Raw genomic sequence first — 24,035 nt, forward strand, 5'->3', positions numbered from 1 at the left:
CGGTTCCGCTCGGGAACGGCGTGTGATCCCGTGGGCCGTGCGGTTGAACGCGATCTCGGCGGGAACACCTGCGGTTCCGAAGGCCGATCGTCGCGAGGTGGCAGCAGATGTCCGCAGACCAGTACACCCGGCAGGACCCGCGGGAGCAGTACCCGCGTCCCGATGTCCAGGAGGGGCAGGAACAGGCCCACCCCGGCACCGGCCGGCAGATGGGGCCGGAGCCCGACCACGGCGAGAAGACCTACCGGGGCAGCGGCCGGCTCACCGACACCAAGGCCGTGATCACCGGCGGGGACTCGGGCATCGGCCGGGCGACGGCGATCGCGTTCGCCAGGGAGGGCGCGGACGTGCTGCTGTCCTACCTGGAGGAGGAGCAGGAGGACGCCGAGCGCACCGCCGAGCTCGTGCGCGACGCCGGGCGGCAGGCCGTGCTGGCGCCGGGCGACCTGCGCAGCGAGGACGCGTGCCGCGACCTGGTCGAGCGGGCGCGCGAGGAGTTCGGGCGGATCGACGTCCTCGTCAGCAACGCGGCCTACCAGATGGCGCAGAGCGACGGGCTGCTCGGCATCGACAGCGAGCAGCTGGACCGCGTCTTCAAGACCAACATCTACGCGATGTTCTGGCTGTGCAAGGCCGCGGTGCCGCTGATGCGGCCGGGGTCGGCGATCATCACCACCTCGTCGATCCAGGCGTTCATGCCCTCTCCCCCGCTGATGGACTACGCGGCCACCAAGGCCGCGATCGTCAACTTCACCAAGGCGCTCTCCGCCGACCTGATCGAGAAGGGCATCCGGGTCAACTCCGTCGCACCCGGCCCGGTGTGGACGCCGCTGATCCCCGCGACGATGCCCGCCGAGAAGGTCGAGGACTTCGGCGCGCAGACCCCGATGGGCCGCGCCGCGCAGCCCGCCGAGCTGGCACCGGCCTACGTCTTCTTCGCCTCGCAGGAGTCGAGCTACATCACCGGTGAGGTCCTGGGTGTGACCGGCGGGCAGCTGCTCACCTGAGTTTTCGCGGTTCGAACGCCGCGTCGCGCTAAGCCTCCAGGGCATGGTCGAGCACGCCCAGCAGCTGATGGCCGAGGCCGCCGCCGCGTCGTCGCCCACTTCACCCACGCCGACGACCACCGCACCGCCGCGATCCTGCTCGAAGCGCTCTCGGCGCTGGTCAAGGCCGAGCTGCCCGCACCGCCGCAGGTCGGTGATGTGGAGATCCGTCACGACTGCGATCGCACGGACCGCACCCCGGACTCGCTGACGACACCGGCGGCCACGCCGGTGCCGTCAGCGAGCGGTCCCGGTCAGGTCGGGACCTTCGGCGGTGGGACCGGCCCGGTGGCGTCGCGGACAGTGGAGCGGTACGACGCAGGACAAGGCAACACGACGGGGTGAAGAAGATGGCTCAGGTGACGGCGGCGCTGGGGCTCGGGCCCGAACAGGTCGAGGGCGTGCTCGCGGCGGCGTCGCTCGCGCCGTCCGTGCACAACACCCAGCCCTGGCGGTTCCAGGTGAAGCGGGACCGCATCGAGCTGTACGCGGACCACGGCCGCAGGCTGACGGCGACCGACCCGGAGGACCGCGAACTGCGGCTCTCGTGCGGCGCGGCGCTGTTCAACCTGCGCCTCGCGCTGGAGGCCCAGGGCGTGCGCCCGCTGGTGTCGATGCTGCCCGGTCACGACGCACCGGGTGCGCTCGCGGTGGTCCGGCGCGGCGGTTCGATCAAGATCAACGCCGAGAACCGCGCCCTGCTCGACGCCGTTCCCCGCCGGCGCACCAACCGCAGCCCGTTCCTGGAGGCCCCGGTCGACCCTCGGCAGCGGCACGCCCTGGTCAGGGCGGCCGAGTTGGAGCGCTCGTGGCTGCACGTCATCTCGACGCCGCAGGACCGGGCGCAGCTCAAGCGGTTCGTCCGGCAGGCGCACGAGGTACAGCTCGGCGACGAGGCCGTGCAGGCCGAGCTCGCGGCGTTCACCGGCCACCGCCCCGGCGCCACCGACGGCGTGCCGCCCGCCTCGGCGGGGGTGCGGCCCGCGATGCAGGACGAGTGGGCCTTCCGCGATTTCCAGGGCCCCGAGCGCCACCCCGGCAAGGACTACGAGTCCGACCCGCTCGTGGTCGTCCTCTGCTCGTTCTACGACGGCCCGCTCGGCGAACTGCAGGCGGGACAGGCGATGCAGCGCGTCCTGCTCACCGCGACCACGCGAGGCCTGTCGGCGTCGTTCCTGTCCCAACCCGTCGAGGTGCGTCCGGTCCGCGAGAACCTGAGGCGCGCGCTCGGCGGCATGCTCGTGCCGCAGACCGTGCTGCGGGTGGGGTTCAGCACCCCGGTCCCGGCGACGCCGCGCCGCCCCGTCGCGGAGCTGCTGGTGAACACCGGCGAACACGCGCCCTGCTGACGACGGGACTTCGGTCCCGCCACTGAGCCTGCTTCCCGCTCTGCTCCGGACGGTGCAAAGCATCGCCAACCCCGTGGAACCGTCGTCATCATCCCGGCACGCTGAGGTGGGCCGCGGCCCGTGCCCGGCTCGGGGTGGTCCGGCAGCTCGGCTCGTGGCCTGGGAGAGCACGTGCTGCCGTTGCCGGCCACGACGCACCGCGACACCGTGGCGGTGCGCGGCACGCCGAAGGCCGACGACGACGGGCACCGCCACGTCACCGCGCTGGCCGGGGCGGAGCGGGTGACGGCCGCGTGCTGCGCCGTCCTGGTCCGCGCCCCAACCGCACGAGGCGATCACCCGCGCCGCACCACGCGCCGTGTCCCGTTCTCGCGGTGCACCAGCCCGTCCGGGAAGCCTTCTCGGGCCGCATCCCCGTCCTGCCCCCGGTGCACACCGGAAGTTGATCGTGGTGTGCACGACCGCCCGCCGGGAACCCAGGGACTTCGGTCCTCGTCCGCGTGGACCGCATGCCCTGTCCGGTGATCCTCCGCGACGGCAGCGTGGGAGCCAACGAAACCTGATGAGGAGCGCGAGATGCCGAACGCCGACCTGGAGCTCGTCGACGCGTACTGGCGAGCCGCCAACTACCTGTCGGCCGGCCAGATCTACCTGCTGGACAACCCGCTGCTGACCGCGCCGCTGACGCCGGAGCACATCAAGCCGCGCCTGCTGGGCCACTGGGGCACCACGCCGGGGTTGAACTTCCTCCACGCCCACCTCAACCGCGTCATCCGCGACCGCGACCTGGACATGATGTTCGTGACCGGTCCCGGTCACGGCGGTCCCGCGTTGCTGGCCAACACGTGGCTGGAGGGCACCTACAGCGAGACCTACCCGGACGTGCCGCGCGACGAAGACGGCATGCGCAGGCTGTTCCGCCAGTTCTCCTTCCCCGGCGGCGTGCCGAGCCACGTGGCACCCGAGGTCCCCGGGTCCATCCACGAGGGCGGCGAACTGGGCTACTCGCTGGCCCACGCGTTCGGTGCCGCGTTCGACAACCCCGGCCTGATCGTCGCGTGCGTCGTCGGTGACGGCGAGGCCGAGACCGGGCCGCTCGCGGCCAGCTGGCACGCCGGCAAGTTCCTGCACCCCCGGCGCGACGGGGCGGTGCTGCCGATCCTGCACCTCAACGGCTACAAGATCGCCAACCCGAGCCTGCTCGCCCGCATCCCGCACGACGAGCTGGACGCGTTGCTGCGCGGCTACGGCTACGCGCCCTACTACGTCGAAGGCGACGAGCCCAAGACGATGCACGCGCGGATGGCCGAGGTGCTCGACCAGGTGATCGACGAGATCCACCGCGTCAAGGGGTCCGAGGACCGGCCGCGCTGGCCCATGATCGTGCTGCGCAGCCCCAAGGGCTGGACTGGTCCGTCCGAAGTGGACGGCAAGCCGGTCGAGAACACGTGGCGTGCGCACCAGGTCCCGTTGGCCGGCGTGCGGGACAACCCCGAACACCTGGGCCAGCTGGAGGCGTGGCTGCGCAGCTACCGGCCCAAGGAGCTGTTCGACGAGAACGGCACCCCACGGCCCGAACTCGCGGCCTTGGTCCCGGACGGCACCCGCAGGATGGGTGCCACGCCGCACGCCAACGGCGGCTTGTTGTTGCGCGAGCTGAAGATGCCCGGCATCCGCGCGCACGCCGCCGAGGTCGTCCAGCACGGCACCACGCACTCCGAGCCGACCAGGGTGCTCGGCCGGATGCTGCGCGACATCGTCGAGCTCAACGCCGACGCGCGCTCGTTCCGGATCTTCGGCCCGGACGAGACCGCCTCCAACCGGCTCGACGCCGTCTACGACGTGACCGGCAAGCAGTGGCAGGCCGAGACGCTGCCCGTCGACGAGCACCTCGTCCACGACGGCCGCGTCGTCGAGGTGCTGTCGGAGCACCTGTGCCAGGGCATGCTGGAGGGCTACCTGCTCACCGGCCGGCACGGCCTGTTCAACTGCTACGAGGCGTTCATCCACATCGTCGACTCGATGTTCAACCAGCACGCCAAATGGCTCAAGACGCACAAGAAGCTGGAGTGGCGCCGCCCCGTCGCGTCACTGAACTACCTGCTCAGCTCGCACGTGTGGCGCCAGGACCACAACGGCTTCTCCCACCAGGACCCCGGCTTCATCGACCACGTCATGAACAAGAAGGCCGAAGTCGTCCGCGTCTACCTGCCACCGGACACCAACACGCTCCTCTCGGTCGCGGACCACTGCCTGCGCAGCAAGGACTACGTCAACGTCATCGTGGCCGGCAAGAACGACACCCCCGACTGGCTCCCGATCGACGAGGCGATCCTGCACTGCGCCCGCGGCGCGGGCATCTGGGAGTGGGCGAGCAACGACGACGGCACCGAAGAACCCGACGTCGTGCTCGCGTGCGCCGGCGACGCACCCACCGTCGAGGTGCTGGCGACGGCGAAGCTGCTGCGCGAACACCTGCCGTCCTTGCGCGTTCGGGTGGTCAACGTCGTGGACCTGATGCGGCTGCAACCCGACACCGAGCACCCGCACGGCATGCCCGACCGCGAGTTCGACGCGCTCTTCACCACCGGCAAACCGGTGATCTTCGCGTACCACGGCTACCCCTGGCTCATCCACCGCCTGACCTACCGCCGCACCAACCACCACAACCTGCACGTTCGCGGCTACAAGGAAGAAGGCACCACCACGACGCCGTTCGACATGCTCGTGCTCAACGACATGGACCGGTACCGGCTCGTCATCGACGTCATCGACCGCGTTCCCGGACTCGGTCCCAAGGCGGCCCGCCTCCGGCAGCTGATGCAGGACCAGCGCGCCCGGCACCACGCCTGGATCCGCGAGCACGGCGAGGACATGCCCGAGGTGCGCGACTGGGCGTGGCGATGAACGTTCTCGTGGTGAACGCCGGTTCTTCCAGCTTGAAGCTGCGTGTGCTCGGCGGCGACGACGAGGTCCTCGCCGAGACCACTCTCGAACGCTGGTCCGGAGGGGACGAAACCGGCCCGCTGGAGGACTTCCTGCAGGACGCGCCCGACGTGGACGCGGTCGGGCACCGCGTCGTGCACGGTGGCCCGGAGTTCACCGAGGCCACCGCGGTCGACGACGACGTGCGGTCGGGGATCGAAGGGCTCACCGGGCTGGCGCCGTTGCACCAGCCGCGCGCGCTCGCCGGCATCGACGCGGCCCGGCGGCTGCTGCCCGGTGTTCCGCACGTCGCGTGCTTCGACACGGCCTTCCACACCACGATGTCCGCCGCCGCGACGACCTACGCCGTCCCCGCGGCCTGGCGGCGCAGGTGGGACCTGCGCCGGTACGGGTTCCACGGCCTGTCGCACGCCTACGCGTCCCGGCGGGCCGCCGGGCTGGCGGGCACGACCGGTGCTCGCGTGGTGAACTGCCACCTGGGTTCCGGCGCCTCGCTCGCCGCCGTGGCCGACGGGCGGTCGGTCGACACGACGATGGGCTTCACCCCGCTGGCGGGGCTCGTGATGGCCACCCGCAGCGGTGACGTCGACCCCGGTCTGCTGGTGTGGCTGCAACGCGCCGGACTGGCGCTGGACGACCTGGAAGACGGCCTGGAGCACCACGCCGGGCTGGCGGGGCTGTCGGAGGTCGGTGGTGATCTGCGCGACGTCCGCGACGCCGCGGGGAAGGGCGACGAGCAGGCACTCCTGGCGTTGCGGGTGTACGTGCACCGGCTGCGGCAGGGCATCGCCGCCATGACCGCCTCGCTGGGCGGGCTCGACCTGCTGGTGTTCACCGGAGGTGTCGGCGAGCACGACGCCGAGCTGCGCGCCGACACCGCCGCGGGCCTGGGGTTCCTGGGCGTCGACCTCGACACCCGGCTCAACGCCGAGGACCCGCGGGACGCCCGGATCAGCAGGGACGGCTCGGACGTGGAGGTGTGGGTGCTCGAAGCCCGCGAGGACGTCGAGATCGCCGCTCAGACCCGCGCACTGCTCCACTGACTGTCCACGGTGGATTGGACGTGCGGGTCCCGGGACGAAGGTCCCGGCCGGGCAGCGACCTTCCTAACTGCTTCCGCCGCGGGTGATCGCGCAAGCTCAGGAGGTGTCCGGAACACGGGCCACACGTCCGGTTCCCGCCGATCCCCGAGGAGCTACCTGTGCTGTCCGCTGCTTCAGCCGCCGTGGTGCGGGCGACCCTGCCCGTCGTCCGCGACCACGCCGCCGCGATCACCGCCGAGTTCTACCCGTCGATGTTCGCCGCGCACCCCGAGCTGCTGAACCTGTTCAACCAGGGCAACCAGGCCAGCGGCAAGCAGCAGCTCGCGCTCGCCTCCGCGGTGGTCGCGTACGCACAGCACCTGCTCGACGGGACGCCGTTCGGCCCGATCGCCGAGCGCATCGCCCACAAGCACGTCTCGCTCGGCGTGCGCCCCGACCAGTACCCCATCGTCGGCAAGCACCTCATCGGCGCCGTCGCCACCGTCCTCGGTGACGCGGTGACGCCCGAGGTCGCCGCCGCCTGGGACGAGGTCTACTGGCTGTTCGCGGTGACGCTGATCGCCGCCGAGGCCCGGCTGTTCCAGGCCGCGGGCGTCACCCCGGACACCCTGTGGCGGCCGTGGCGCGTCGCCAAGCGCGACGAGGAAGCAGTCGACACGGTGTCGTTCACCCTCGTGCCGGACGACGGCGGCGTCGTTCCGGCGTTCGAGCCCGGCCAGTACGTGTCCGTGGCGGTCGACCTCCCGGACGGCCACCGGCAGCCCCGCCAGTACTCGCTGTCGCAGGCGCCCGGCCGCGGCGCGCTGCGCATCACCGTCCGCCGGGTGCGCGGCGCGGACGGCACCCCGGACGGCGCGGTGTCGACCTTCCTGCACGACCACGTGCGGACCGACGACACGCTCCTGCTCGGCCCTCCGGCGGGCGAGGTCGTGCTCGCCGCCGGAGACCGTCCCGTGGTGCTGGTCAGCGCGGGCATCGGCATCACCCCGATGATGTCGATGCTCGACCACCTCGCCACGACCCAGCCGTCGCGCGAGGTCGTCGCCGTGCACGCCGAACTCTCCGCCGACCGCCACGCCCACCGCGAGGAGTACACGCGCCTCGCCGGCCCGGACCAGCTGACCTGGTACGAGAACGGTGACGACGGCGGGCAGGCCGGCCGGGTCGACGTGGAAGCGATCCCACTACCCGCCGACGCCGTCGCGCACCTGTGCGGTCCCATCGCTTTCATGCGTGACGTGCGCGCCGCACTCTTCCGTCGCGGGATGCACTCCGACGACATCAGGTACGAGGTCTTCGGCCCCGGCATGCTCGAGCGGTGACCTCCCCCGCCGGCCGCACGCTCACGCCTCCCGGGCGACCGCGCGGCCGGTAGGGTCGTCGTCGTGGATCTCGAGAACACCGCGGCACGGCTCGGAGTTCCGGTCGCGGACGTCGAACGCGTGCACCGGCTGGCCGGCGACCGGCCGTCCGCCCCGCTGCCCGCCAAGGCCGACGCACCCGCTCTCCTGGAGCGGCTCGCGGTGCCGCCGGACGACGCCGCCGAGGTCCTGACCGCCTGGCCGGAGGCTGACTCTCCACTGTGGACCGAAGAGCTGCGGTGGCTGCTGGACCGCTCGACCGCGCTGGTGCGCGCCGACCTCGGCGGCAACGGGTGGCTGCCGCCGGGACCGGAACTGCCGCGGGACCGGGGCCTCGCCTGGCGGCACCTGTACGTGTACGCCTACCTGGCCCTGGTCGACGTCGTCACGGCGTACCACCGCGACCACGGCATCGACGACGCCGTCTCGCGGGCGACGCTGGCGGACCTGGGCCGCAACCTCGCGGTCGACCGCCGGATGCGCGGCGAGGGCTGGCCGGTCATGCAGAGCTGGCTGACGCTGCACGTGCGCGGTGGCGTCTACGAGCTCGGCCGGTTGCAGCACCAGCGCGGCGACACGGCCCTCGGCCTGCACGTGCCCGACTCGGGCCCGCTCACACCGGAGGCGGTCGACGCGTCGCTCGACGAGGCGCGCGCGTTCTTCCCGCGCCACTTCCCCGACGAGCACTACACGGCGTTCTCCTGCGGCTCGTGGCTGCTCGACCCGCAGCTGCGCGAGTACCTGCCGGAGGACTCCAACATCATCCGGTTCCAGCGGAGGTTCGAGCTGGAGCCCTACGAGGAGCCCGAGGGCATCGACGCCGACGTCGAGGTGCGGCGGTTCGTCTTCCGCAGCCTGACCACCCCGCTCGACGACCTGCCACGCCGCACGGTGCTCCAGCGCGCGGTCGTCGACCACCTGCGGGCCGGGCGGCACTGGCAGTGGCGCAGCGGCCGGTTCGCCCTGTAGCGAGGCCTACCGGGAACCGTGACGGCGCGTAGTGGCGATTACCGTCGAACGACCGGTCGGGCAGCGGCGTTTGGGCACCCCGACCACGGCTACCCGGCAGCATGTCCGACGACGCGCCGTTCGAGATACCGCAGGAGCGCCTGTCACCTGCCGTCGCGGTCCGACCCGAGCTGCGGGAGGACGGCCTGCCTCACCGCACACCCGCGGACGCCGAAGCGCGGCTCAAGCCTCTCGGGAGCCAGGGCACACCCACCCACGGGCAGCTCCCCCGGTCTGCGTACGGCTGACCTGCCGCAGGACCATCCTGGTGATTCACCCGCCAGCGCGGACGTCCTTCCCGCGCTGGCGGCCTGCTGCCGGGAGGCGGTGCCGCCCGAACCCTGAACGCGGCACCGGCCGGGGTCCTCCGGGTCAGCCCGGCAGCACGAAGGTGTCCCCGCGTTCCACCACCCGCACGTCGAACCCCGCCCGCCGCCGCGCGACCTCCGAGGTGAAGTCCGACAGCGGCGACTTCATCACCCCGTACTCCTCGTAGTGCACGGGAACGGTGGTGCGCGGGGCGAGCAGCTCCAGGAGATCGGCGCCCTGCTCGCCGTCCATGGTGAGCAGCACGCCGAGCACCTTGGTGCCGCCGAGGTGCACGACCGCGAGGTCGATGCCGTCGAAGCGCTCGCGGATCCGGCCCAGTTCGGGGTGCACCAGGGTGTCGCCGCTGAGGTAGATCCGGAACGGGAGGACGCCCGCCGCCTCCCGGTACTCGAGCATGGTGCCCATCACCGGGGGCAGCAGGCGGCCCAGCGGTCCCAGCGCGTGCCGGCCCGGCAGCGAGGTGATCGTCAGCCTGGCCGACCCGCGCGACAGCGTCACGGTCTCCCAGGTGCGCAGCGGCGCGGCTTCCCGGAAGCCGCGCCGCACCAGGCGTTTCGCCGCGTGCGGGGTGGTGAGCACGGGCAGGTCGCGCCGGAGCTCCCTGCTCGCCACCCGGTCGAAGTGGTCGCCGTGCAGGTGCGAGAGCACGACGGCGTCCAGTTCGGGCAGGTCGGCGATCTCGATCGCCGGATCGGTGAGCCGCCTCGACACGACGCCCTGGCCGATGTGCGTCCACTGTCCTCTGTGGAGGAAGTTGGGATCGGTCAGCAGGGTGAAGGGTCCGAGCCGCAGCACCGTCGTGGCGTTGCCGACGAAGTGCAGCGAGCCCGGTCCTGGGTTCTCAGCGCTCATGCCGGTCGGCTACCCCGGCATCCCCACCGTGAACGTCGATCACAGCCGGAAGACCGAACGGACGCAGTCGTCTTCCTTCTTCTTGAACAGCTCGTAGCCGCGGGCGCCTTCGCTCAACGGCATGACGTGCGTCGCGAGGTGGTCGGTGACGAGCTCACCGGAGGCGATCCGGTCCAGCAGCATCGGGATGTAGCGCTGGCCGTGCTGCTGCGCGCCGCGGACCGTCAGGCCCTTGTTCATCATCGCTCCCAGGGGGAACTTGTCGACGATGCCGGTGAAGACGCCCAGGACGAACACCGAGCCGCCCTTGCGGCAGTGGTAGATCGCCTCCCGCACCGCGATCGGGCGGTCCGTCTCCAGCTTCAGCTTGCTCTTCACCTGGTCGTAGACGTGCTGCGGACCCGTCGAGTGCGCCTCGCAGCCGACGGCCTCGATGCAGACGTCCGGTCCACGGCCCCCGGTGGCGTCGAGCAACGCGTCGCCGACGGACGTCTCCGCGTAGTTGACCGTCTCCACCCCGAACATCGTTTCGGCCTGCCGCAGGCGGTAGTCGAAGCGGTCGATGATCAGGACCCGTTCGGCGCCGAGCAACTGGGCGGCGCGAGCCGCCATCTGCCCCACCGCGCCGGCGCCCCACACGGCCACGACGTCGCCCTGCTTGACCCCGCCGAGGTCGGCGCCCATCCACCCGGTCGCCGCCGAGTCCGACGTGAACAGCGCGCTCATGTCGTCCACGGCCTCGGGAATCGGGATGGCGGTGTGGTCGGCGAAGGGCACGCGCACGTACTCCGCGTGGCTGCCCCGGAAGCCGCCCATGGCGTGGGAGTAGCCGAAGATGCCTCCCGGATCGGCCCCCCACAGGTGCTGGGTGATCGCCGGGTTGGTGTTGGTGTTGTCGCACAACGAGTACAGCTCGTTGCGGCAGTACCAGCACCGGCCGCACGCGATGAACGAGCACACCACCACGCGGTCACCGGGCCGGTGCCGGGTCACACCGGACCCGACCTCGACGACCTCGCCCATGAACTCGTGGCCGATCACGTCGCCCGCCTGCATGAACGGGATGTGCCCGGTGAGCAGGTGCAGGTCCGAGCCGCAGACGGTGCTCAGCCGCACCTTGAGGATCATGTCCTGGTCGCCCAGCAACTCCGGGTCGGGCACGTCCTGCACGCGGACGTCGTTGATCCCCTCCCAGCACAGCGCCTTCACAGCCTGCCACCTCCTCCCGCCTGGTTCGTCACGAGCCGCAACGCCTTGCCCAGCGGCCCCGGGTGCGTGGGCGCGGTGTCGGGCCGCACCACCTCACCGGCCTCCAGCACCGACTTCGCCCGGCGCAGCGCGAGCCTGAGGTCGTGGCGGGACACGTCGCCGGTCGGCTTCACCCGCAGCTCGGTGCCCTTGTCACCGGTCGCCGGCTGGATGCGCAGCTCGAACTGGTCACGCCACCGGGTCAGGTCCTCGGGGAGCGAGGCGTGCACCTCCTCCGGAGCGCGGTTCACCGTCACGGCCAGCCACTGCCCGGAGCCCTGGTCGTCCGAGCCGCCGCGCCGCCGCCTCGCCACCACGACGGCGGTCGCCACACCCGCCGCCGCCAGGAGCGTTTTCCCTGCTGTGTTCATGTATCCGGCCTTTCTCGGAGCACGAGGGCCGTGGATACCCCCGGCAATGCGGAACAACCGGGATGTCCTGTCTGTTTGCGGCGCGGGGGCACGGGTAGCCGGGCACGACCGAAGCCCGTCCCGCTCCCCCGCTGGAATGGTCATGTCGCAGACCCGAGCCGCGGTGAGGACGCCTGTGCGGAAAGCCGCACTGGCACTCAGCGCCGTGTTCGCCCTCGTCGGCCGGGCTCGGCCGTGCGCGCCACCGGTGCTGGCGGCTAGAGCTCGGTTCCCCCGGTGATGACCAGCAGGACGACGTCGACGACGGCGACCACGAGCAGCGCGTTGAAGTTGGCACGCGACCCGGCCCGCCGGCCTCGCACCCTGCCGACCAGGAGGATCACCACCGACAACGGCACCGCCACCAGTCCCGCCGTCGTGACGGGACCCGGCGGGCCGAGGGCGAGGACCACTCCGGTGATCACCGCCAGCGCGGCTGCCACTCCCGCGCTGGCGGCCCCGCCGATGCGGTGCGGCAGACCGCGCACCCCGGTCGCGGCGTCGTCCTCCAGGTCGGGGATGACGTTGGCGAAGTGCGCGGCGCTGCCCAGCACGGCGCCGGCGGCGAGGAGCCACGCAGGCGCCCACCGGCCGTCCGGCCCGCCGAGCGTGACGAACGCGGGCAGCAGACCGAACGAGACCGCGTACGGCACAACGGAGAACGCCGTCGCCTTCACTCCGAAGTCGTACGCCCAGGCCGAGCACAGCATCACGACGTGCACGAGCGCGGCGTCCACTCCGGACAGCAGCGACAGCAGAACAGCCGCCACCGCCGCGATGACCGTCGCGGTCGCGACCAGCTCCCGCGACACCGTGCCCACCGCCACCGGCTTGTCGGCACGGCCGACGCTCGCGTCCCTGTCCGCGTCCAGCAGGTCGTTGAGCCACCCCACGGACAGCTGGCCCGCCAACACCGCCGCGGCCACCGCGACCACCCCTCCCGGCGACCTCCCGGTCGTCACGGCCAGCGCCGCCGCGACCGCGGTGACGGCGAGAGCGGGCATCGGATGACACGAACGCGCAAGAGCTCCTGTAAGACCCACGGATCTCCACTCTGCCAGCTGCCGGCGAAGCCGCAGAACGAGCTCGAACCCAACGACCCCGCGTTGTACGAACGGCTCGCCGAGCAGTGGTGGCACCCGCGCGGCCCGTTCGTCATGCTGCACTGGCTCGCCGCCGCACGTGCCCGGCTCGTCCCCGCGGCACGGCCCGGTGCGGTCCTCGTCGACCTCGGCTGCGGCGCTGGTCTGCTCGCACCGCACCTGCACGGGTACCGGCACATCGGCGTGGACCTGTCGGAGCCCAGCCTGCGCCGGGCACGCGGCATCGAGCCCGTGCTGGGGGACGTGCTCGCCGTGCCGTTGCCCGACGAGTGCGCGGACGTCGTGGTCGCGGGCGAGATCCTCGAACACGTGCACGACCTCGCGGGTGCGGTCGCGGAGGCGTGCCGGATCCTGCGGCCCGGTGGGCTGCTGGTGCTCGACACGCTGGCGGACACCGCGGTGTGCCGCCTGGTCGCGATCGGCCTCGCGGAGCGCGTCGGTCTCGCACCGCGCGGCGTGCACGATCCCGCGTTGCTCGTCGACCGCGCCGCCCTCGTCCGCGAATGTGCCCGCCACGGTGTACGGCTGGCGTTGCGGGGTATTCGCCCGTCACTGCTCGACCTGCTCACGTGGCCGGTGCGCCGCGGGCGTCCCGTCCGCATGGTCCCGACCGCGACCACGGCCGTGCTCTTCCAGGGCGCCGGCCGCAAGAAGGGATGAGCCTTGGACCTCCACTCCCTGGCCGAACGCATGTCCGGCCGGGCGGCGCGCTACGACGCCGCCGGCGCCTTCCCCGAGGAGGACTTCGACGACCTGCGCGAGGCCGGACTGCTCGGCCTGATGGCACCGCCGCACCTGGGTGGCGCCGGCGCGTCGTTCGCCGAGTACACCGACGTGGCGATGCGGCTCGGCAGCGGGGCGGGTGCGACCGCGCTGATCTTCAACATGCACGCCTCCGTCACGGGCGCGCTCGCTTCCACGCCGGACGAACTGGTGCGCCAGTTCGGCGGCACGGAGAGCTTCTTCACCTTTCGCGACCGCGTCCTCAAGGCCGCGGCGGAGGGCGCCCTGTACGCGGTGGCGATGAGCGAGCCCGGCATCGGCTCCCGGCTGTCCCAGGTGCGCACCTCCTACGAGCGGACGGGTTCCGGCTTCCGCATCGACGGCGCCAAGACGTTCGTCTCGGGCGCGGGCCACGCGGACGCGTACCTCGTCGCCGCCAGGGACAGGCACTCCGACGAGCCGCGGATCTCGTACTTCCTCGTTCCGGCCGGTCCCGGCGTGGAGGTGCGGCCGGTCTGGGACTCGCTCGGCATGCGCGCCACGGCCAGCCACGACCTGCACCTGGGCGTCGAGGTCGGCGAGGACGCCCTGGTGGGCGGGATCGAGGGCGCGGCGCTGGTGCTGGCGCAGGTGATGCCCCAGTGGCTCGTCGCCTCCTACGCCGCCGTCTACGTCGGCGTCGCCCAGGCCGTGCTGCGGCATGGAGCGGAGCACCTGCGTGAACGCGGGCTGCACGCGCTGCCGATGGTCCGCGCTCGCCTGGGGCGCGCCGACGTGCAGGTGGCCGCGGCGGAGCTCGTCGTCAGGAAGGCCGCCGCGCTCGTCACCGACGACCCCGGCAGCCCCGAGACGAACCGCTGGGTGTGGCGGGCGAAGCTGATCGCCGGGGACACGGCCGCCCAGGTCGCGTTCTCGGTGCTGGAGGCGGCGGGCGCCTCGGCCACCCGCCGGGGCCATCCGCTGGAACGGCTCTACCGCGACGCCCGGTGCGGCGCGCTGCAACCGGCCACGTCGGACGTGTGCGCGGACTGGCTCGGCGCCAGTGCACTGGGCGAGAACCCCGACGAGGCGCGCTGGTGACCGCGCACATCGCCGCGATCGCCACGGCACTGCCCCGGGCGATCGAGCAGAGCACCCTGTGGGACGAGCACTTCCGCCCGCTGCTGGGAGGCAGCAGGGCCGCGGAGCGGATCTTCGCGGCGGTGGGTGTGCGGCGCCGGCACGCCGTCGTCAGCCCGCTGGACCTCGACCTGTCCGAGTGCACGACCGGTGAGCGGATGCGGCTCTACAACGAGTACGCGCGGCCGTTGGGGCACGAGGCCGTCTCCGCCGCTCTCGCGTCCGCCGACCTCGACCCCGCCGACATCGGTCAGCTGACCGTCGTGTCGTGCACCGGTTACACCGCACCGGGACTCGACGTGCAACTGGCGTCGTCGCTGGACCTGGCCGATGACGCGCAACGGCTGATGGTCGGCCACATGGGCTGTTACGCGGCCCTGCCCGCGTTGGCGGCCGTCACCGACTACGTGACCGCTCACCACCGCCCGGCCGTGCTGCTGTGCGTGGAGCTGACCTCCCTGCACGTCCAGCCGTCCACCGCGGACATGGGCCAGATCGTGTCGCACGCGCTGTTCGGTGACGCGGCCACGGCGGTGGTGCTGCGACCGCAGGAGTCCGGGCTGGAGGTCGTCGCCACCGGCGCGGTCACCGATCCGGCCACGGCGGACCACATGACGTGGACCGTGACCGACCACGGCTTCCGGATGACGCTGTCCCCGCACGTGCCCGAGGTGCTCGGCAAACACGTGAAGCGGGCCGTCGAACGCCTGCTGGACGACCACGGTCTCACCGTGCCCGACGTGCGGGGCTGGGCCGTGCACCCCGGTGGCCCGCGCATCCTCGACACCGTCGAGCACGAGCTCGGCCTGGCGCCGGAAGCGCTCGACCCGTCGCGGCACGTGCTGCGCGAGCACGGGAACTGTTCGTCGGCGACGGTGTTGATGGTCCTCGACGAACTGCTCCGCGCCCGCGCGCCGAAGCCGGGTGACCCCGTGGTGGCGATGGCGTTCGGTCCGGGACTGACCCTCTACATCACGCTACTGCGCGCGAGGTGAGCATCATGCGATCCGTGCAAGGCAAAGTCGTTCTCATCACCGGAGGTTCGGCCGGCATCGGGCGCGTCACCGCGCGGCGGCTCGTCCGCGGTGGCGCGCGGGTCGCGATCTGCGGCCGTGACCAGGACCGGCTCGACGCGGCCCTCGCCGAGCTGCCCGGCGCGTGGGGAATCCGTTGTGACGTCACCGATCCGGCCGATCGCGAGCTGCTCGTGAACGCCGTGGTGGAACGCTTCGGCCGCATCGACGCGTTGGTGAACAACGCCGGGCAGGGCCGCGTCGACAAGCTCGCCGCCCTGAGCGGCGAGCAGGTGCGCAGCCTCGTGGAGGTCAACTTCACCGCGGTCGCCGAGATGACCCGGCTCGTGCTGCCGTTGTTCGGGAACCGCGGCGGGGACGTCGTGATGATCTCGTCCATCAGCGCATGGGCACCGATACCGCCGTTGTCGCTCTACTCGGCCACCAAGGCGGGTGTCCTGGGACTGGCCGTGGGGCTGCGCCGGGAGGTGCCGCGCGGGGTCCGGGTGCACGCCGTCTGCCCCGGTCCGATCTCCACGGAGTGGCTCACGCGCGACATCGACGGCAGGCCGAGCGAGCGGGAGGCACCGCGCCGCCTGTCGGCGGGCTCCGATCCGGACCGCGTCGCCCGCGCGGTCGAGAAGTGCCTGACCGCGCGGACGTCCCGCACCCTCGCCGTGCCGCGCTGGTGGGCGGTCGCGCGACTCGCCGCGTTCACCCCGGTCAGCCGGGTGCTCGACGTCGTGGTCGCTCCCGCGTCCACGGCGATCGTCCGGCTGGCCAGGCGCTACGGCGAGCGGCTCGGCTCAGCGCCGTGACGGGGCCAGCGAGCTCGGCGCGTCGGGGTGCGCCTCCTCCTCCACGCTGATGCCGAGCCTCTCGACCAGCTCACCGCCCAGCCAGCCGCCGAGCCCGCCCCCGAGCAGGCCGGCCCAGCCGGCGATGATCGCGGGCCACGTCGGCGTCCAGTCCGTCTCGGCCAGGCGCAGCAACCAGCTGATCGCGAACACCAGGAGCACACCGGCGTTCACGAGGCCGTGCAGCAGGCCGACGCGGCGGGCGCGCGTGCCGCGCGGGACGACGAGGAACCAGTCCAGCCACCCGGTCGCCGAGGTGACGAGGCCCAGGAGCACGCCGGCGGCGATGAGGTGGGCCGCCGTGAACGCGAAGCTCGCCCGGTCGGTCAGCAGGTGCAGCACGTCGAAGCCGACCGCCGTGGTGAGCAGGCCGAGCGGAAACACGATGAGGATCGGGTGGACGGCGTGGCCCGCTGCTCGGACACGACTGCGCATGAGGTGTTCCTTTCCGGAGAACGGCTCTGCTCCCGCGTACCCGGAAGCGCAGCGAATACCCCTGTGACCCGTCCCGAAGTCAGGCGCGCTCGCGCACGGCCGGCTGTGATCGCCTGCTCATCAGGACGCCGGCCACGACGAGCACGGCTCCCACCACGAGGAACGCGATGTCGTGGAGCAGCTCGCCAGGCCCGTGCCGGACGTGGTGGATGCCCAGCACGAAGTGGTCGACGACGCCCTCGACGAGGGTGAACACGCCCCAGCCGGTGAGGATCCCGCCCGCCAGCACGGGGTTCGGCAACGGCTGCCGCCGGTTGAGCAGGGCGACACCCCAGAGCACCAGCAGCAGGCAGAGCAGGTGGAACAGCCCGTCGCCGACCATCATCGGATGGATGTCGTCGAGCGGGTACCACCCGGACAGCACGTGGTGCCGGCCGAGCAGCCGGTGGATCACGATGCCGTCGATGAACCCGCCGATCCCCAGGCCCAGCACCAGGGCCGCCCGGTCCACGTGCTTCACCCCGTCACCGTCCTCACGAGCAGGAAGAGGTTCAGCGCGGAGATCACGAGAGCCGCCGCCGCGCCGACCGCAGTGACGCCCTTGCGGTTGGCCGCGGCGCCCATGACGTCCTTGCGCCTGGTCAGCAGCACCAGGGGGATCAACGCGAACGGGATGCCGAACGACAGCACGACCTGGCTCAGCACCAGCGCTTTCGTGGGGTCGACGCCGAACGACAGCACGGCGAGCGCCGGTGCCATGGTCACCGCCCGGCGCAGCCACAGCGGGATCCGCCGGCGCAGGTACCCCTCCATGATCACCTGACCGGAGTACGTGCCCACGCTGGACGCCGCGAGCCCGGACGCGAGCAGTGCCAGCGCGAACGCCAGCGCCGCACCGGGACCGAGCAGCTGGCCGAGGCCGGAGTGCATGTCCTCCAGCGACTCGCGCGGCGCACCGGCCTGGTGGAACGCGCCGGCCGCCACGACGAGCATGCTGACGTTCACCATCCCGGCGATGCCCAGCGCCACCACGATGTCGGTGCGGCTGGCCCTCAACGCACCGCGCTGCCGGTGGGGCGACGGGCTGTGGTGGCGCTGGGTGAGCGCCGAGTGCAGGTAGATCACGTGCGGCATGACGGTGGCGCCGAGCATGCCGGTGGCGAGCAGCACGCTGTCCACCCCGGCGAACCCCGGCACCAGACCCGCGGCCGCGCCGGTCAGCGGGCCGAGGTGCAGGGTCTGGTAGAGGAACCCGCCGAGCACGACGGCGAGCAGTCCGATGATCACGGACTCGAACCTCCGCCTGCGCAGCGGCGCCAGTGCGAGGATGCCGAACGACACCACCGCGGTGATCAGCGCCGCCGGCAGCAGCGGCACGCCGAACAGCAGGTTCAGCGCCACCGCCGCTCCGACGAACTCCGCCAGGTCGGTGGCCATGGCCACCAGCTCCGCCTGGACCCACAACGCCCTGGTGACGGGCCGCGGGTAGTGCTCGCGGCAGAGCTCAGGCAGGTTGCGGCCGGTCACGATGCCCAGCTTCGCCGACTGGTACTGGATGAACATCGCCAGCGCGCTGGCGCTGACGATCACCCACAACAACAGGTATCCGTGCGTCGCGCCGCCCGCCATGTTCGTCGCGAAGTTGCCGGGGTCGACGTAGGCGACCGCGACGACGAAGGCGGGTCCCATGACGACGGCGGCCGATCGGATGCGAGCTGGCACCGTGATGCCGACCATCGGGTGGTCCTCCTCAGGTCAGCTTGCGGATGGCCTTCTCGATCAGCCCGAGGTTGGCCGGGCTGGTCGCGTAGAGCAGCGGGTCCGGCTTGGGCGCGGACGCGGGTCCGCCCAGGGGCTCCGGGTTCATCACGTAGGAGAACTCGTGCGCGCCGTCGGGCGCGGTGCCCGAGGCCCAGCCGCCCTCGGCACCCAGCGCGCCGTCGGAGTTGTGCCAGATCGTGCCCGCGTGCTCGGCGTGCTCCTCGTCGAACAGCGCGCTCGGCGAGATCGGGCCCTCGAGGCCGTCCTCCTGCAGCTCCTCGATCGCGGCGAGCCACATGTTCTGGTGGGCGGTGTCGCGGGCGAGGTTGAACTTGAGCATGTCCCGCACGCCGCTGTCGTCGGTCATGTTGTAGAGCCGCGCGGTCTGCAGCCGGCCCTGCGCCTCCGCGGCGACGTTCGCGCGGAAGTCGGCCATGAGGTTGCCGCTCGCGACGATGTAGCGACCGTTCCACGGCACGCCGTTGGAATCGGACAGCGTGGGCCCGCCGCCGCTCACGATGGCCTGCTGCGGGTCCATCCCGCCGAGCACCGCCGCCACGACCGGGTCCTTCACCGCCTCGTCGGTCGCCTCCGCCGGAGCGTTCTCCAGCAGGCGCGCGACCATCGTGGCCAGCATCTCGACGTGGCCGATCTCCTCGGTCGCCACGTCCATGATCAGGTCCTTGTACTTGCCCTCCATCCGGCAGTTCCAGCCCTGGAAGAGGTACTGCATCGTCACCGTCATCTCGCCGTACGCGCCGCCGATCAGCTCCTGGAGCTTGCGGGCGTAGTGCGCGTCGGGGTGGTCGGGCTTCGCTTCGAACTGCAACCTGCTGGTGTGCAGGAACATCTCGCCTCCCGTGGGGTGTGACTCCACGGCGAAAGCTAGGCGGCACTCGTGACGCGCACGGCTCCGCGCCGACACCCGCACGGCACGGCCGCGTCACCGCCGCTGGTCAGGAAGGAGCAATTCGGTCCGGCGGTGTGTGACGCCGCAACCTCCGGGCACCCGGCGACCCTGAACGCGGGAGAGGAGTGGTCCGACGACATGACAGAGCTGCCCCGTGTCCCTGATCCCCTGCCGCACATCCAGCTGCTCGACGGGTTCCGGCTGGCGTTCGGCCCGGCGCCGGTCCACGTCGTGCCCGGCGCGCAGAGACTCCTGGCCCTGCTCGCGCTGCGCGAGGGTCCCGTGCCGAGAGGGATCGCCGCCGCCCTGCTCTGGCCGGAAGCCACCGCCCGACGTGCGGCGGCCTGCCTGCGGTCGTCGCTGTGGCGGCTGGGAAAGCCCATTCCGCTGGTCGCGGCGGTGGACGACGCGCTGACCCTGGCCACCGGGGTCGACGTCGACTTCCGCCGCGCCTGCGCTCTCACCACAGAACCGGACGCGACCCCCGGGGCGGTCGCCGTGCTGAAGGCCGACCTGCTGCCGGGGTGGGACCAGCCGTGGGTGCGGACCGAACGGGACTGGTGGGGGGAGGCACGGCTGCGCGCGCTGGAGGTGCTGAGCGAGAGGTTCCGGTCGCACGGCGACCACCACCACGCACACCAGGCGGCGCTGGCCGCCGTCCAGACGGACCCGCTGCGGGAAAGCGCTCACCGCACGCTCGTCGAGCTGCACCTCGCGGACGGCAACCCCGCTCAGGCAGTGCGGCAGTACCAGAACTACCGGGCCTTGCTGCGCGCGGAACTGGGTCTGGAACCCTCAGCGCAGATCCACGACCTCATGCGGCCGCTGCTGCGCAGCAGCGGTTAGCGCGTCAGCTGTTGTCCGGTCCCAGCGCGACGGCCAGCCCGCGCACCGCGAGCACCGTCGACTCCGGACTCTCCGGCAGCACGAAGTCGACGTCGACCGGTTCCCCGTCCCAGGACACCGGTTCCCGTGCCTCCAGGTGCACCTCACCGCCCGGCTGGGTGACGGTCGCGGTGCCCTGCTCCAGAACGACGGTCCCGCCGTCCTCGGGGCCTCCCGCGTCCGGCAGCTCGGCGACCAACCGGATCCCGGTCAGCGCCTCACCGTCGCACTCTCCGGTGAAGTCGAGCACCATCGTCTTGGAACGCAGCGTCACCTCGACGTCCCGGGCGTGACAGCGAGTCGTGGTCATGCAAGACCTCTACCCCCGGCCGACCGGTCGAAACATCGGCGGCGGCTCGCTTCCCGCCGCGCGGAACGCTCGGCTCGACCGCTGGTTCGTCGACCTGCGACTGGAGCTGGACGCGCTCTCCGGCGATCCAGACGCCTTTGACGTTCCGCGTGGCGGCGACATCGGCCGTCGGGTCACCGTCGAGAAGGACCAGGTCGGCGCGCTTCCCCTCCGCGATCACGCCGCGGTCGTCGAGGCCGAAGACCCGCGCGGGCAGCGACGTGGCACCCGCCAGAGCCTCGAGCGGGGTCAGCCCGGCGGCGACGAGCAGTGCGAGCTCGTGGTGCAGCGACTCGCCGTGCACCGGGGCGAACGGCGCTCCGGGCGCCGAGTTCGCGTCCGTCCCGGCCAAGACCCGGATGCCGGCGGCGCGGAACGCGGTGACCGAGTCACGTGCGTGCTCATAGCGGAAACCGTTGCCGCCGAACAGCTTCGCGGTGCCCTCCATCATCGTCAGCGTTGGCACCGACACCATCCCGATCTCCCGCATCCTCGCGATGGTGTCGTCGTCGAGGGCGGCGTCGAGCGGCGCGTGGGTGCTGACGTCCACACCGGCCTCGGCGGCGACGCGGAACGCACCCGTCGTGACCGCGTGAGCGACGACGAGCAGGCCGTGGTCGTGCGCCGCCTCGACGAGAGCGTTCACGGTGGCCTGGTCCATGCCCTCGGGCGGTGCCGCCTCGGTGACGATCTTGACGTAGTCGGCGCCGTCCGCGACGCGACGGCCGACGAACGCCCGCGCCTCGTCCGGACCGGTCACGACCCCTTCGGCGGGAAAGCCCGGCATCCTCGCGTGGTGGCCGCCCGCGCCCACCGCCGGCACGGTGGCGCTCAAGATCCGCGCCACCCCTTTCTGGCTCCGCATCTCGTCGACGAACTCGCGCGGCCACGCACCCATGTCCAGGCCCGTCGTCACGCCCCGGCGAGCGAGGTCCTCCAGGTCGGCCCGGCCGCGCACGACGTGCACGTGCGCGTCGACCAGTCCCGGCAGCAGCACCCCGCCCGCCGCGTCGACCACCTCGTCGGCCACACCGGTGTCCTCCCCGGACACGCGGTCGCCGAACACCACCCGCCGGGGCTCACCCACCGCCGAGCCGTCGAAGACCCGCACGTTCTCGATCGCCGTCGTCATCACGCCTCCGATTTAGCTTTTACGAAAGCTATCACGAAAGCTATCCGGTAGGATCCGGGTGTGTCTTCCGCTCGTGAGCTTTCCTCGCTGTCTCTCGCCCAGCACGCCGTGAGGCTGCAAACGTTGCTGGAACGCCATATCGCCGACGTGCTCAAGAAGCGCGGGCTCTCCCGCAGCGAACTCGACGTGCTCGGGGCGCTGGCCGCCCGGGGTGACGGCGCGCGTCCGCACGAGCTCTCCTCACAGCTGCTGCTCACCACGGGAGGCCTGAGCAACATCCTGCGCAGGTTGCACGAGAACGGTCACATCACCCGCGAGGCGAACGCCGCCGACGCGAGGAGCACCATCGTCCGCATCACCGAGCAGGGCGGGGACGTCGCCCGGGAGACCGGAGCAGCCGTCACCGAGGTGATCGGCCGCGTTCTCGGCCAGGTCGACGAAGCCGTGCTCCAAACGGCCGCCGAGCACCTCCACCGCGTTCTCGTGGACCTGGACGAGGACGCGCCGGTGCACCGCTCCCCGTCCTGACCGCCTACCCGGCCCGTCCCCGGACCACCTCGCGCGGCAGCTCCGCTCCCAGGCCCGTGGCTCAGTCAAGGGCGCGGGCGAGCGATCGTTCGCCGTAGAGCCGTGCGGCGGCTGGGCGCGCCTTGCACCGCGACCACTGCCCGGCGTTCAGCGCGAGGTAGTCGAGGCCGTCCGGCACGACGTCGACCTCGGCTTCGGCCGCGTGCAGCACGCGCAACGAAGGCAGCGGTGGCAGCTCGACGCGCGCACCGCTGATCCGCAGTGTCGTCAACCGGTCCAAAGCGCCCAGCTCGACCTCGTCCGCGTGGACCTCCAGGTCCCTGATCGGCAGATCGCCCACCCGCACGCGTCCGGCGCGCACCTTGAGCCTCCCCAGGGACGGCAGGTCGAGCGCGGTCAGGTCGAGCGCGGTCAGGTCGAGCGCGGTCAGGTCGAGCTCCTCCGCCGCGTCGACCTCGAGCACCACCGCGTCCCGCGGAACCGCCGCGATCCGCGCGGGCGTCGGACTCGTCAGCCGCTCGGCCCTGATCCCCCGCGGCATCGGGGCCGCGCACCACTCCTCGACGGAACCGGCCCTGAGCACACCGTCGTCGAGCACCTGGCCCACCCGGCCGGCAGGTCCGGGCGCGAGGTCGACGCATCGTTCGCCGTGGTAGCCGGGCGTGCGCGAGATCGGCACCCACAGCGGGTGGAAGGGCACCGGCCGGACGGTTCCCGGCGGGTTGAACGCCAACTGCCAGAAGCTGTGCCACCGGCGCGGGTCACCGGCCTTCTCCCTGCCCCTCTCGAGCAACCTCCGGTGCACCGCGAGGATCTCGTCGGCGGGGATCAGCTCGTCCCCGCCGAGCGTGGTGCGGCCGCCGCGGTACAGGTCGTGGACGTCTGCGGGGATCCGCGCGCCGAGCGCGGCCTCGACGTGCGCCAACGGCCCGTCGCTCACCACGCCGACGCGCTCGTGGGGCTCGAAGAGCTCCCGTGGACGCGGTTCCACCACCACGGTGTACGACGGAGGCAGGTAGCCGGTGAACTGCTTGATGCCGTTGGTCAGCAATGCTTCGAACGTGCCGTCTCGCTCGATGCGCATCTCCAGGACGCAGTCGCGGGGCAACGCCCGCAAAGCCTGCGGGTGTTTGCACCGCACGTGCTCCTCGGACGGCCCCGAGGTGAGCCGGTGGTTCATCCGGTCGTTCGGCCACAGCGCGCCACGCCGGACCGTCGCGCGCAGCAGCAGGTACTCCCACGGCTCGCGTGTCATGCCCATGACCTCCGCGGCCAGAGCAGCCAGTTCGTTCCGCACGCGTCCCCCCAGGTGGAGGACAACACCCTAGATCGTCACGTGTCCTCGCCGTTCGTCTTCCGTCCTAACAGGAAGGACGGCGTGGGCACACGACCGCGCTTCGACCTCGCGGGCACGGCTGTCGGCCTGCTCGCGCAACGGCTGTTGAAGCTCCCTTCCGCCGTCTGGCGCGCCCGTGACCTGCGGATCCCCACCCACGACGGCCAGACGTGCCCGGCGAACCACTGGGCGCCGGCGGACGAACGAGGCGCACCCACCGTCGTGGTGCGGACACCGTACGGGCGCATGGGGTTTCTCGACCGGTTGTACGGAGGGGCGCTCGCCGAGTGG

The 24,035-nt window shown here is 72.0% G+C and carries 23 protein-coding genes; 12 read left to right on the forward strand and 11 right to left on the reverse strand.

Features of this window, described 5'->3' with window-relative positions; translation table 11 throughout:
* The first annotated feature begins 107 nt into the window (after window positions 1-107).
* From BLQ91_RS13260 to BLQ91_RS13285, 6 genes are all read left to right on the forward strand, one after another.
* Window positions 108-1,007, forward strand: a complete 900-nt coding sequence (locus tag BLQ91_RS13260) for an SDR family oxidoreductase (protein ID WP_090097087.1) — start codon at window positions 108-110, stop codon at window positions 1,005-1,007.
* Between the two features lie 389 nt (window positions 1,008-1,396).
* Window positions 1,397-2,395, forward strand: a complete 999-nt coding sequence (locus tag BLQ91_RS13265) for an Acg family FMN-binding oxidoreductase (RefSeq protein WP_090097248.1) — start codon at window positions 1,397-1,399, stop codon at window positions 2,393-2,395.
* Window positions 2,396-2,971: 576 nt separating this feature from the next.
* The gene (locus BLQ91_RS13270) at window positions 2,972-5,302 is read left to right on the forward strand and encodes a phosphoketolase family protein (protein ID WP_090097088.1); all 2,331 of its coding nucleotides are present in this window, start codon (window positions 2,972-2,974) and stop codon (window positions 5,300-5,302) included.
* Window positions 5,299-6,384 (forward strand): acetate/propionate family kinase, encoded by a 1,086-nt coding sequence (locus BLQ91_RS13275; RefSeq protein ID WP_090097249.1) that lies wholly within the window; start codon window positions 5,299-5,301, stop codon window positions 6,382-6,384. Before BLQ91_RS13270 ends, BLQ91_RS13275 begins: the two co-directional genes overlap by 4 nt.
* Window positions 6,385-6,542: 158 nt before the next feature.
* Window positions 6,543-7,706, forward strand: coding sequence for a globin domain-containing protein (locus tag BLQ91_RS13280; RefSeq protein ID WP_090097089.1), 1,164 nt, complete (start codon window positions 6,543-6,545; stop codon window positions 7,704-7,706).
* Between the two features lie 63 nt (window positions 7,707-7,769).
* A complete protein-coding gene (locus BLQ91_RS13285; protein WP_090097090.1) occupies window positions 7,770-8,714 on the forward strand; it encodes an acyltransferase domain-containing protein in 945 nt (314 codons plus the stop codon).
* 411 nt (window positions 8,715-9,125) lie between these two features.
* Here BLQ91_RS13285 and BLQ91_RS13295 read toward each other — a convergent pair whose 3' ends face one another.
* The 4 genes from BLQ91_RS13295 to BLQ91_RS13310 all read right to left on the reverse strand — a co-directional run bounded on the left by BLQ91_RS13295 (window position 9,126) and on the right by BLQ91_RS13310 (window position 12,597).
* The gene (locus BLQ91_RS13295) at window positions 9,126-9,935 is read right to left on the reverse strand and encodes an MBL fold metallo-hydrolase (RefSeq protein WP_090097092.1); all 810 of its coding nucleotides are present in this window, start codon (window positions 9,933-9,935) and stop codon (window positions 9,126-9,128) included.
* Window positions 9,936-9,974: 39 nt separating this feature from the next.
* Entirely contained in the window at window positions 9,975-11,144 is a 1,170-nt protein-coding gene (locus tag BLQ91_RS13300) for a zinc-dependent alcohol dehydrogenase (RefSeq protein ID WP_090097093.1), read from the reverse strand.
* Window positions 11,141-11,554: a hypothetical protein gene (locus BLQ91_RS13305; protein ID WP_143022624.1), complete on the reverse strand. Its 414-nt coding sequence runs from the start codon at window positions 11,552-11,554 to the stop codon at window positions 11,141-11,143. Before BLQ91_RS13305 ends, BLQ91_RS13300 begins: the two co-directional genes overlap by 4 nt.
* Before the next feature lie 257 nt (window positions 11,555-11,811).
* The gene (locus BLQ91_RS13310) at window positions 11,812-12,597 is read right to left on the reverse strand and encodes a UbiA family prenyltransferase (RefSeq protein ID WP_090097095.1); all 786 of its coding nucleotides are present in this window, start codon (window positions 12,595-12,597) and stop codon (window positions 11,812-11,814) included.
* A gap of 3 nt (window positions 12,598-12,600) precedes the next feature.
* Between BLQ91_RS13310 and BLQ91_RS13315 the strand changes: the two genes are divergently transcribed.
* From BLQ91_RS13315 to BLQ91_RS13330, 4 genes are read left to right on the forward strand one after another with little or no spacing between them, the layout of a single operon-like run.
* Window positions 12,601-13,356: a class I SAM-dependent methyltransferase gene (locus BLQ91_RS13315; RefSeq protein ID WP_090097096.1), complete on the forward strand. Its 756-nt coding sequence runs from the start codon at window positions 12,601-12,603 to the stop codon at window positions 13,354-13,356.
* A 3-nt stretch (window positions 13,357-13,359) separates the two neighbouring features.
* Window positions 13,360-14,499 carry an acyl-CoA dehydrogenase family protein gene (locus BLQ91_RS13320; RefSeq protein WP_245733384.1) on the forward strand — a complete coding sequence of 380 codons (1,140 nt, stop codon included), beginning with the start codon at window positions 13,360-13,362 and terminating at the stop codon, window positions 14,497-14,499.
* Window positions 14,496-15,533 (forward strand): type III polyketide synthase, encoded by a 1,038-nt coding sequence (locus tag BLQ91_RS13325; protein ID WP_342670636.1) that lies wholly within the window; start codon window positions 14,496-14,498, stop codon window positions 15,531-15,533. The genes BLQ91_RS13320 and BLQ91_RS13325 overlap by 4 nt, the downstream gene beginning before the upstream one ends.
* Window positions 15,534-15,538: 5 nt before the next feature.
* Window positions 15,539-16,369 (forward strand): SDR family oxidoreductase, encoded by an 831-nt coding sequence (locus BLQ91_RS13330; protein ID WP_090097252.1) that lies wholly within the window; start codon window positions 15,539-15,541, stop codon window positions 16,367-16,369.
* Here the strand turns inward: BLQ91_RS13330 and BLQ91_RS13335 are convergent.
* The 4 genes from BLQ91_RS13335 to BLQ91_RS13350 form a co-directional block, all read right to left on the reverse strand.
* Entirely contained in the window at window positions 16,358-16,843 is a 486-nt protein-coding gene (locus tag BLQ91_RS13335) for a DUF2231 domain-containing protein (protein WP_090097097.1), read from the reverse strand. The two genes, BLQ91_RS13330 and BLQ91_RS13335, sit on opposite strands and share 12 nt — an antisense overlap.
* A gap of 79 nt (window positions 16,844-16,922) precedes the next feature.
* Window positions 16,923-17,363, reverse strand: a complete 441-nt coding sequence (locus tag BLQ91_RS13340) for a DUF2243 domain-containing protein (protein ID WP_245733385.1) — start codon at window positions 17,361-17,363, stop codon at window positions 16,923-16,925.
* Complete coding sequence (locus BLQ91_RS13345) at window positions 17,360-18,580, reverse strand: Nramp family divalent metal transporter (RefSeq protein WP_090097098.1); 1,221 nt, start codon at window positions 18,578-18,580, stop codon at window positions 17,360-17,362. The genes BLQ91_RS13340 and BLQ91_RS13345 overlap by 4 nt, the downstream gene beginning before the upstream one ends.
* A 13-nt stretch (window positions 18,581-18,593) precedes the next feature.
* Window positions 18,594-19,454 (reverse strand): manganese catalase, encoded by an 861-nt coding sequence (locus tag BLQ91_RS13350; protein WP_090097254.1) that lies wholly within the window; start codon window positions 19,452-19,454, stop codon window positions 18,594-18,596.
* Window positions 19,455-19,652: 198 nt separating this feature from the next.
* Here BLQ91_RS13350 and BLQ91_RS13355 point away from each other — a divergent pair, with 198 nt between their 5' ends.
* Window positions 19,653-20,360, forward strand: coding sequence for an AfsR/SARP family transcriptional regulator (locus BLQ91_RS13355; RefSeq protein WP_143022625.1), 708 nt, complete (start codon window positions 19,653-19,655; stop codon window positions 20,358-20,360).
* 4 nt (window positions 20,361-20,364) lie between these two features.
* Here BLQ91_RS13355 and BLQ91_RS13360 read toward each other — a convergent pair whose 3' ends face one another.
* Complete coding sequence (locus tag BLQ91_RS13360) at window positions 20,365-20,673, reverse strand: hypothetical protein (RefSeq protein ID WP_090097100.1); 309 nt, start codon at window positions 20,671-20,673, stop codon at window positions 20,365-20,367.
* Window positions 20,618-21,880 (reverse strand): amidohydrolase family protein, encoded by a 1,263-nt coding sequence (locus BLQ91_RS13365; protein ID WP_090097101.1) that lies wholly within the window; start codon window positions 21,878-21,880, stop codon window positions 20,618-20,620. The genes BLQ91_RS13360 and BLQ91_RS13365 overlap by 56 nt, the downstream gene beginning before the upstream one ends.
* A gap of 60 nt (window positions 21,881-21,940) precedes the next feature.
* On the opposite strand from BLQ91_RS13365, the gene BLQ91_RS13370 reads away from it, so the two are divergent.
* Complete coding sequence (locus tag BLQ91_RS13370) at window positions 21,941-22,408, forward strand: MarR family winged helix-turn-helix transcriptional regulator (RefSeq protein WP_090097102.1); 468 nt, start codon at window positions 21,941-21,943, stop codon at window positions 22,406-22,408.
* Between the two features lie 61 nt (window positions 22,409-22,469).
* Here the strand turns inward: BLQ91_RS13370 and BLQ91_RS13375 are convergent, their stop codons facing one another.
* Entirely contained in the window at window positions 22,470-23,705 is a 1,236-nt protein-coding gene (locus BLQ91_RS13375) for an SMI1/KNR4 family protein (protein WP_090097103.1), read from the reverse strand.
* Window positions 23,706-24,035: the final 330 nt, after the last annotated feature.

This window comes from Lentzea jiangxiensis, assembly GCF_900104175.1.
GTDB classification, from domain to species: Bacteria; Actinomycetota; Actinomycetes; order Mycobacteriales; family Pseudonocardiaceae; genus Lentzea; species Lentzea jiangxiensis.

Coding starts and splice junctions, on each gene's coding strand:
- BLQ91_RS13260 (WP_090097087.1), top strand. CDS start 108: ATGTCCGCAGACCAGTACACCCGGCAGGACCCGCGGGAGCAGTACCCG.
- BLQ91_RS13265 (WP_090097248.1), top strand. CDS start 1,397: ATGGCTCAGGTGACGGCGGCGCTGGGGCTCGGGCCCGAACAGGTCGAG.
- BLQ91_RS13270 (WP_090097088.1), top strand. CDS start 2,972: ATGCCGAACGCCGACCTGGAGCTCGTCGACGCGTACTGGCGAGCCGCC.
- BLQ91_RS13275 (WP_090097249.1), top strand. CDS start 5,299: ATGAACGTTCTCGTGGTGAACGCCGGTTCTTCCAGCTTGAAGCTGCGT.
- BLQ91_RS13295 (WP_090097092.1), bottom strand. CDS start 9,935: ATGAGCGCTGAGAACCCAGGACCGGGCTCGCTGCACTTCGTCGGCAAC.
- BLQ91_RS13305 (WP_143022624.1), bottom strand. CDS start 11,554: ATGAACACAGCAGGGAAAACGCTCCTGGCGGCGGCGGGTGTGGCGACC.
- BLQ91_RS13310 (WP_090097095.1), bottom strand. CDS start 12,597: ATGCCCGCTCTCGCCGTCACCGCGGTCGCGGCGGCGCTGGCCGTGACG.
- BLQ91_RS13315 (WP_090097096.1), top strand. CDS start 12,601: ATGACACGAACGCGCAAGAGCTCCTGTAAGACCCACGGATCTCCACTC.
- BLQ91_RS13330 (WP_090097252.1), top strand. CDS start 15,539: ATGCGATCCGTGCAAGGCAAAGTCGTTCTCATCACCGGAGGTTCGGCC.
- BLQ91_RS13335 (WP_090097097.1), bottom strand. CDS start 16,843: ATGCGCAGTCGTGTCCGAGCAGCGGGCCACGCCGTCCACCCGATCCTC.
- BLQ91_RS13345 (WP_090097098.1), bottom strand. CDS start 18,580: ATGGTCGGCATCACGGTGCCAGCTCGCATCCGATCGGCCGCCGTCGTC.
- BLQ91_RS13350 (WP_090097254.1), bottom strand. CDS start 19,454: ATGTTCCTGCACACCAGCAGGTTGCAGTTCGAAGCGAAGCCCGACCAC.
- BLQ91_RS13355 (WP_143022625.1), top strand. CDS start 19,653: ATGACAGAGCTGCCCCGTGTCCCTGATCCCCTGCCGCACATCCAGCTG.
- BLQ91_RS13365 (WP_090097101.1), bottom strand. CDS start 21,880: ATGACGACGGCGATCGAGAACGTGCGGGTCTTCGACGGCTCGGCGGTG.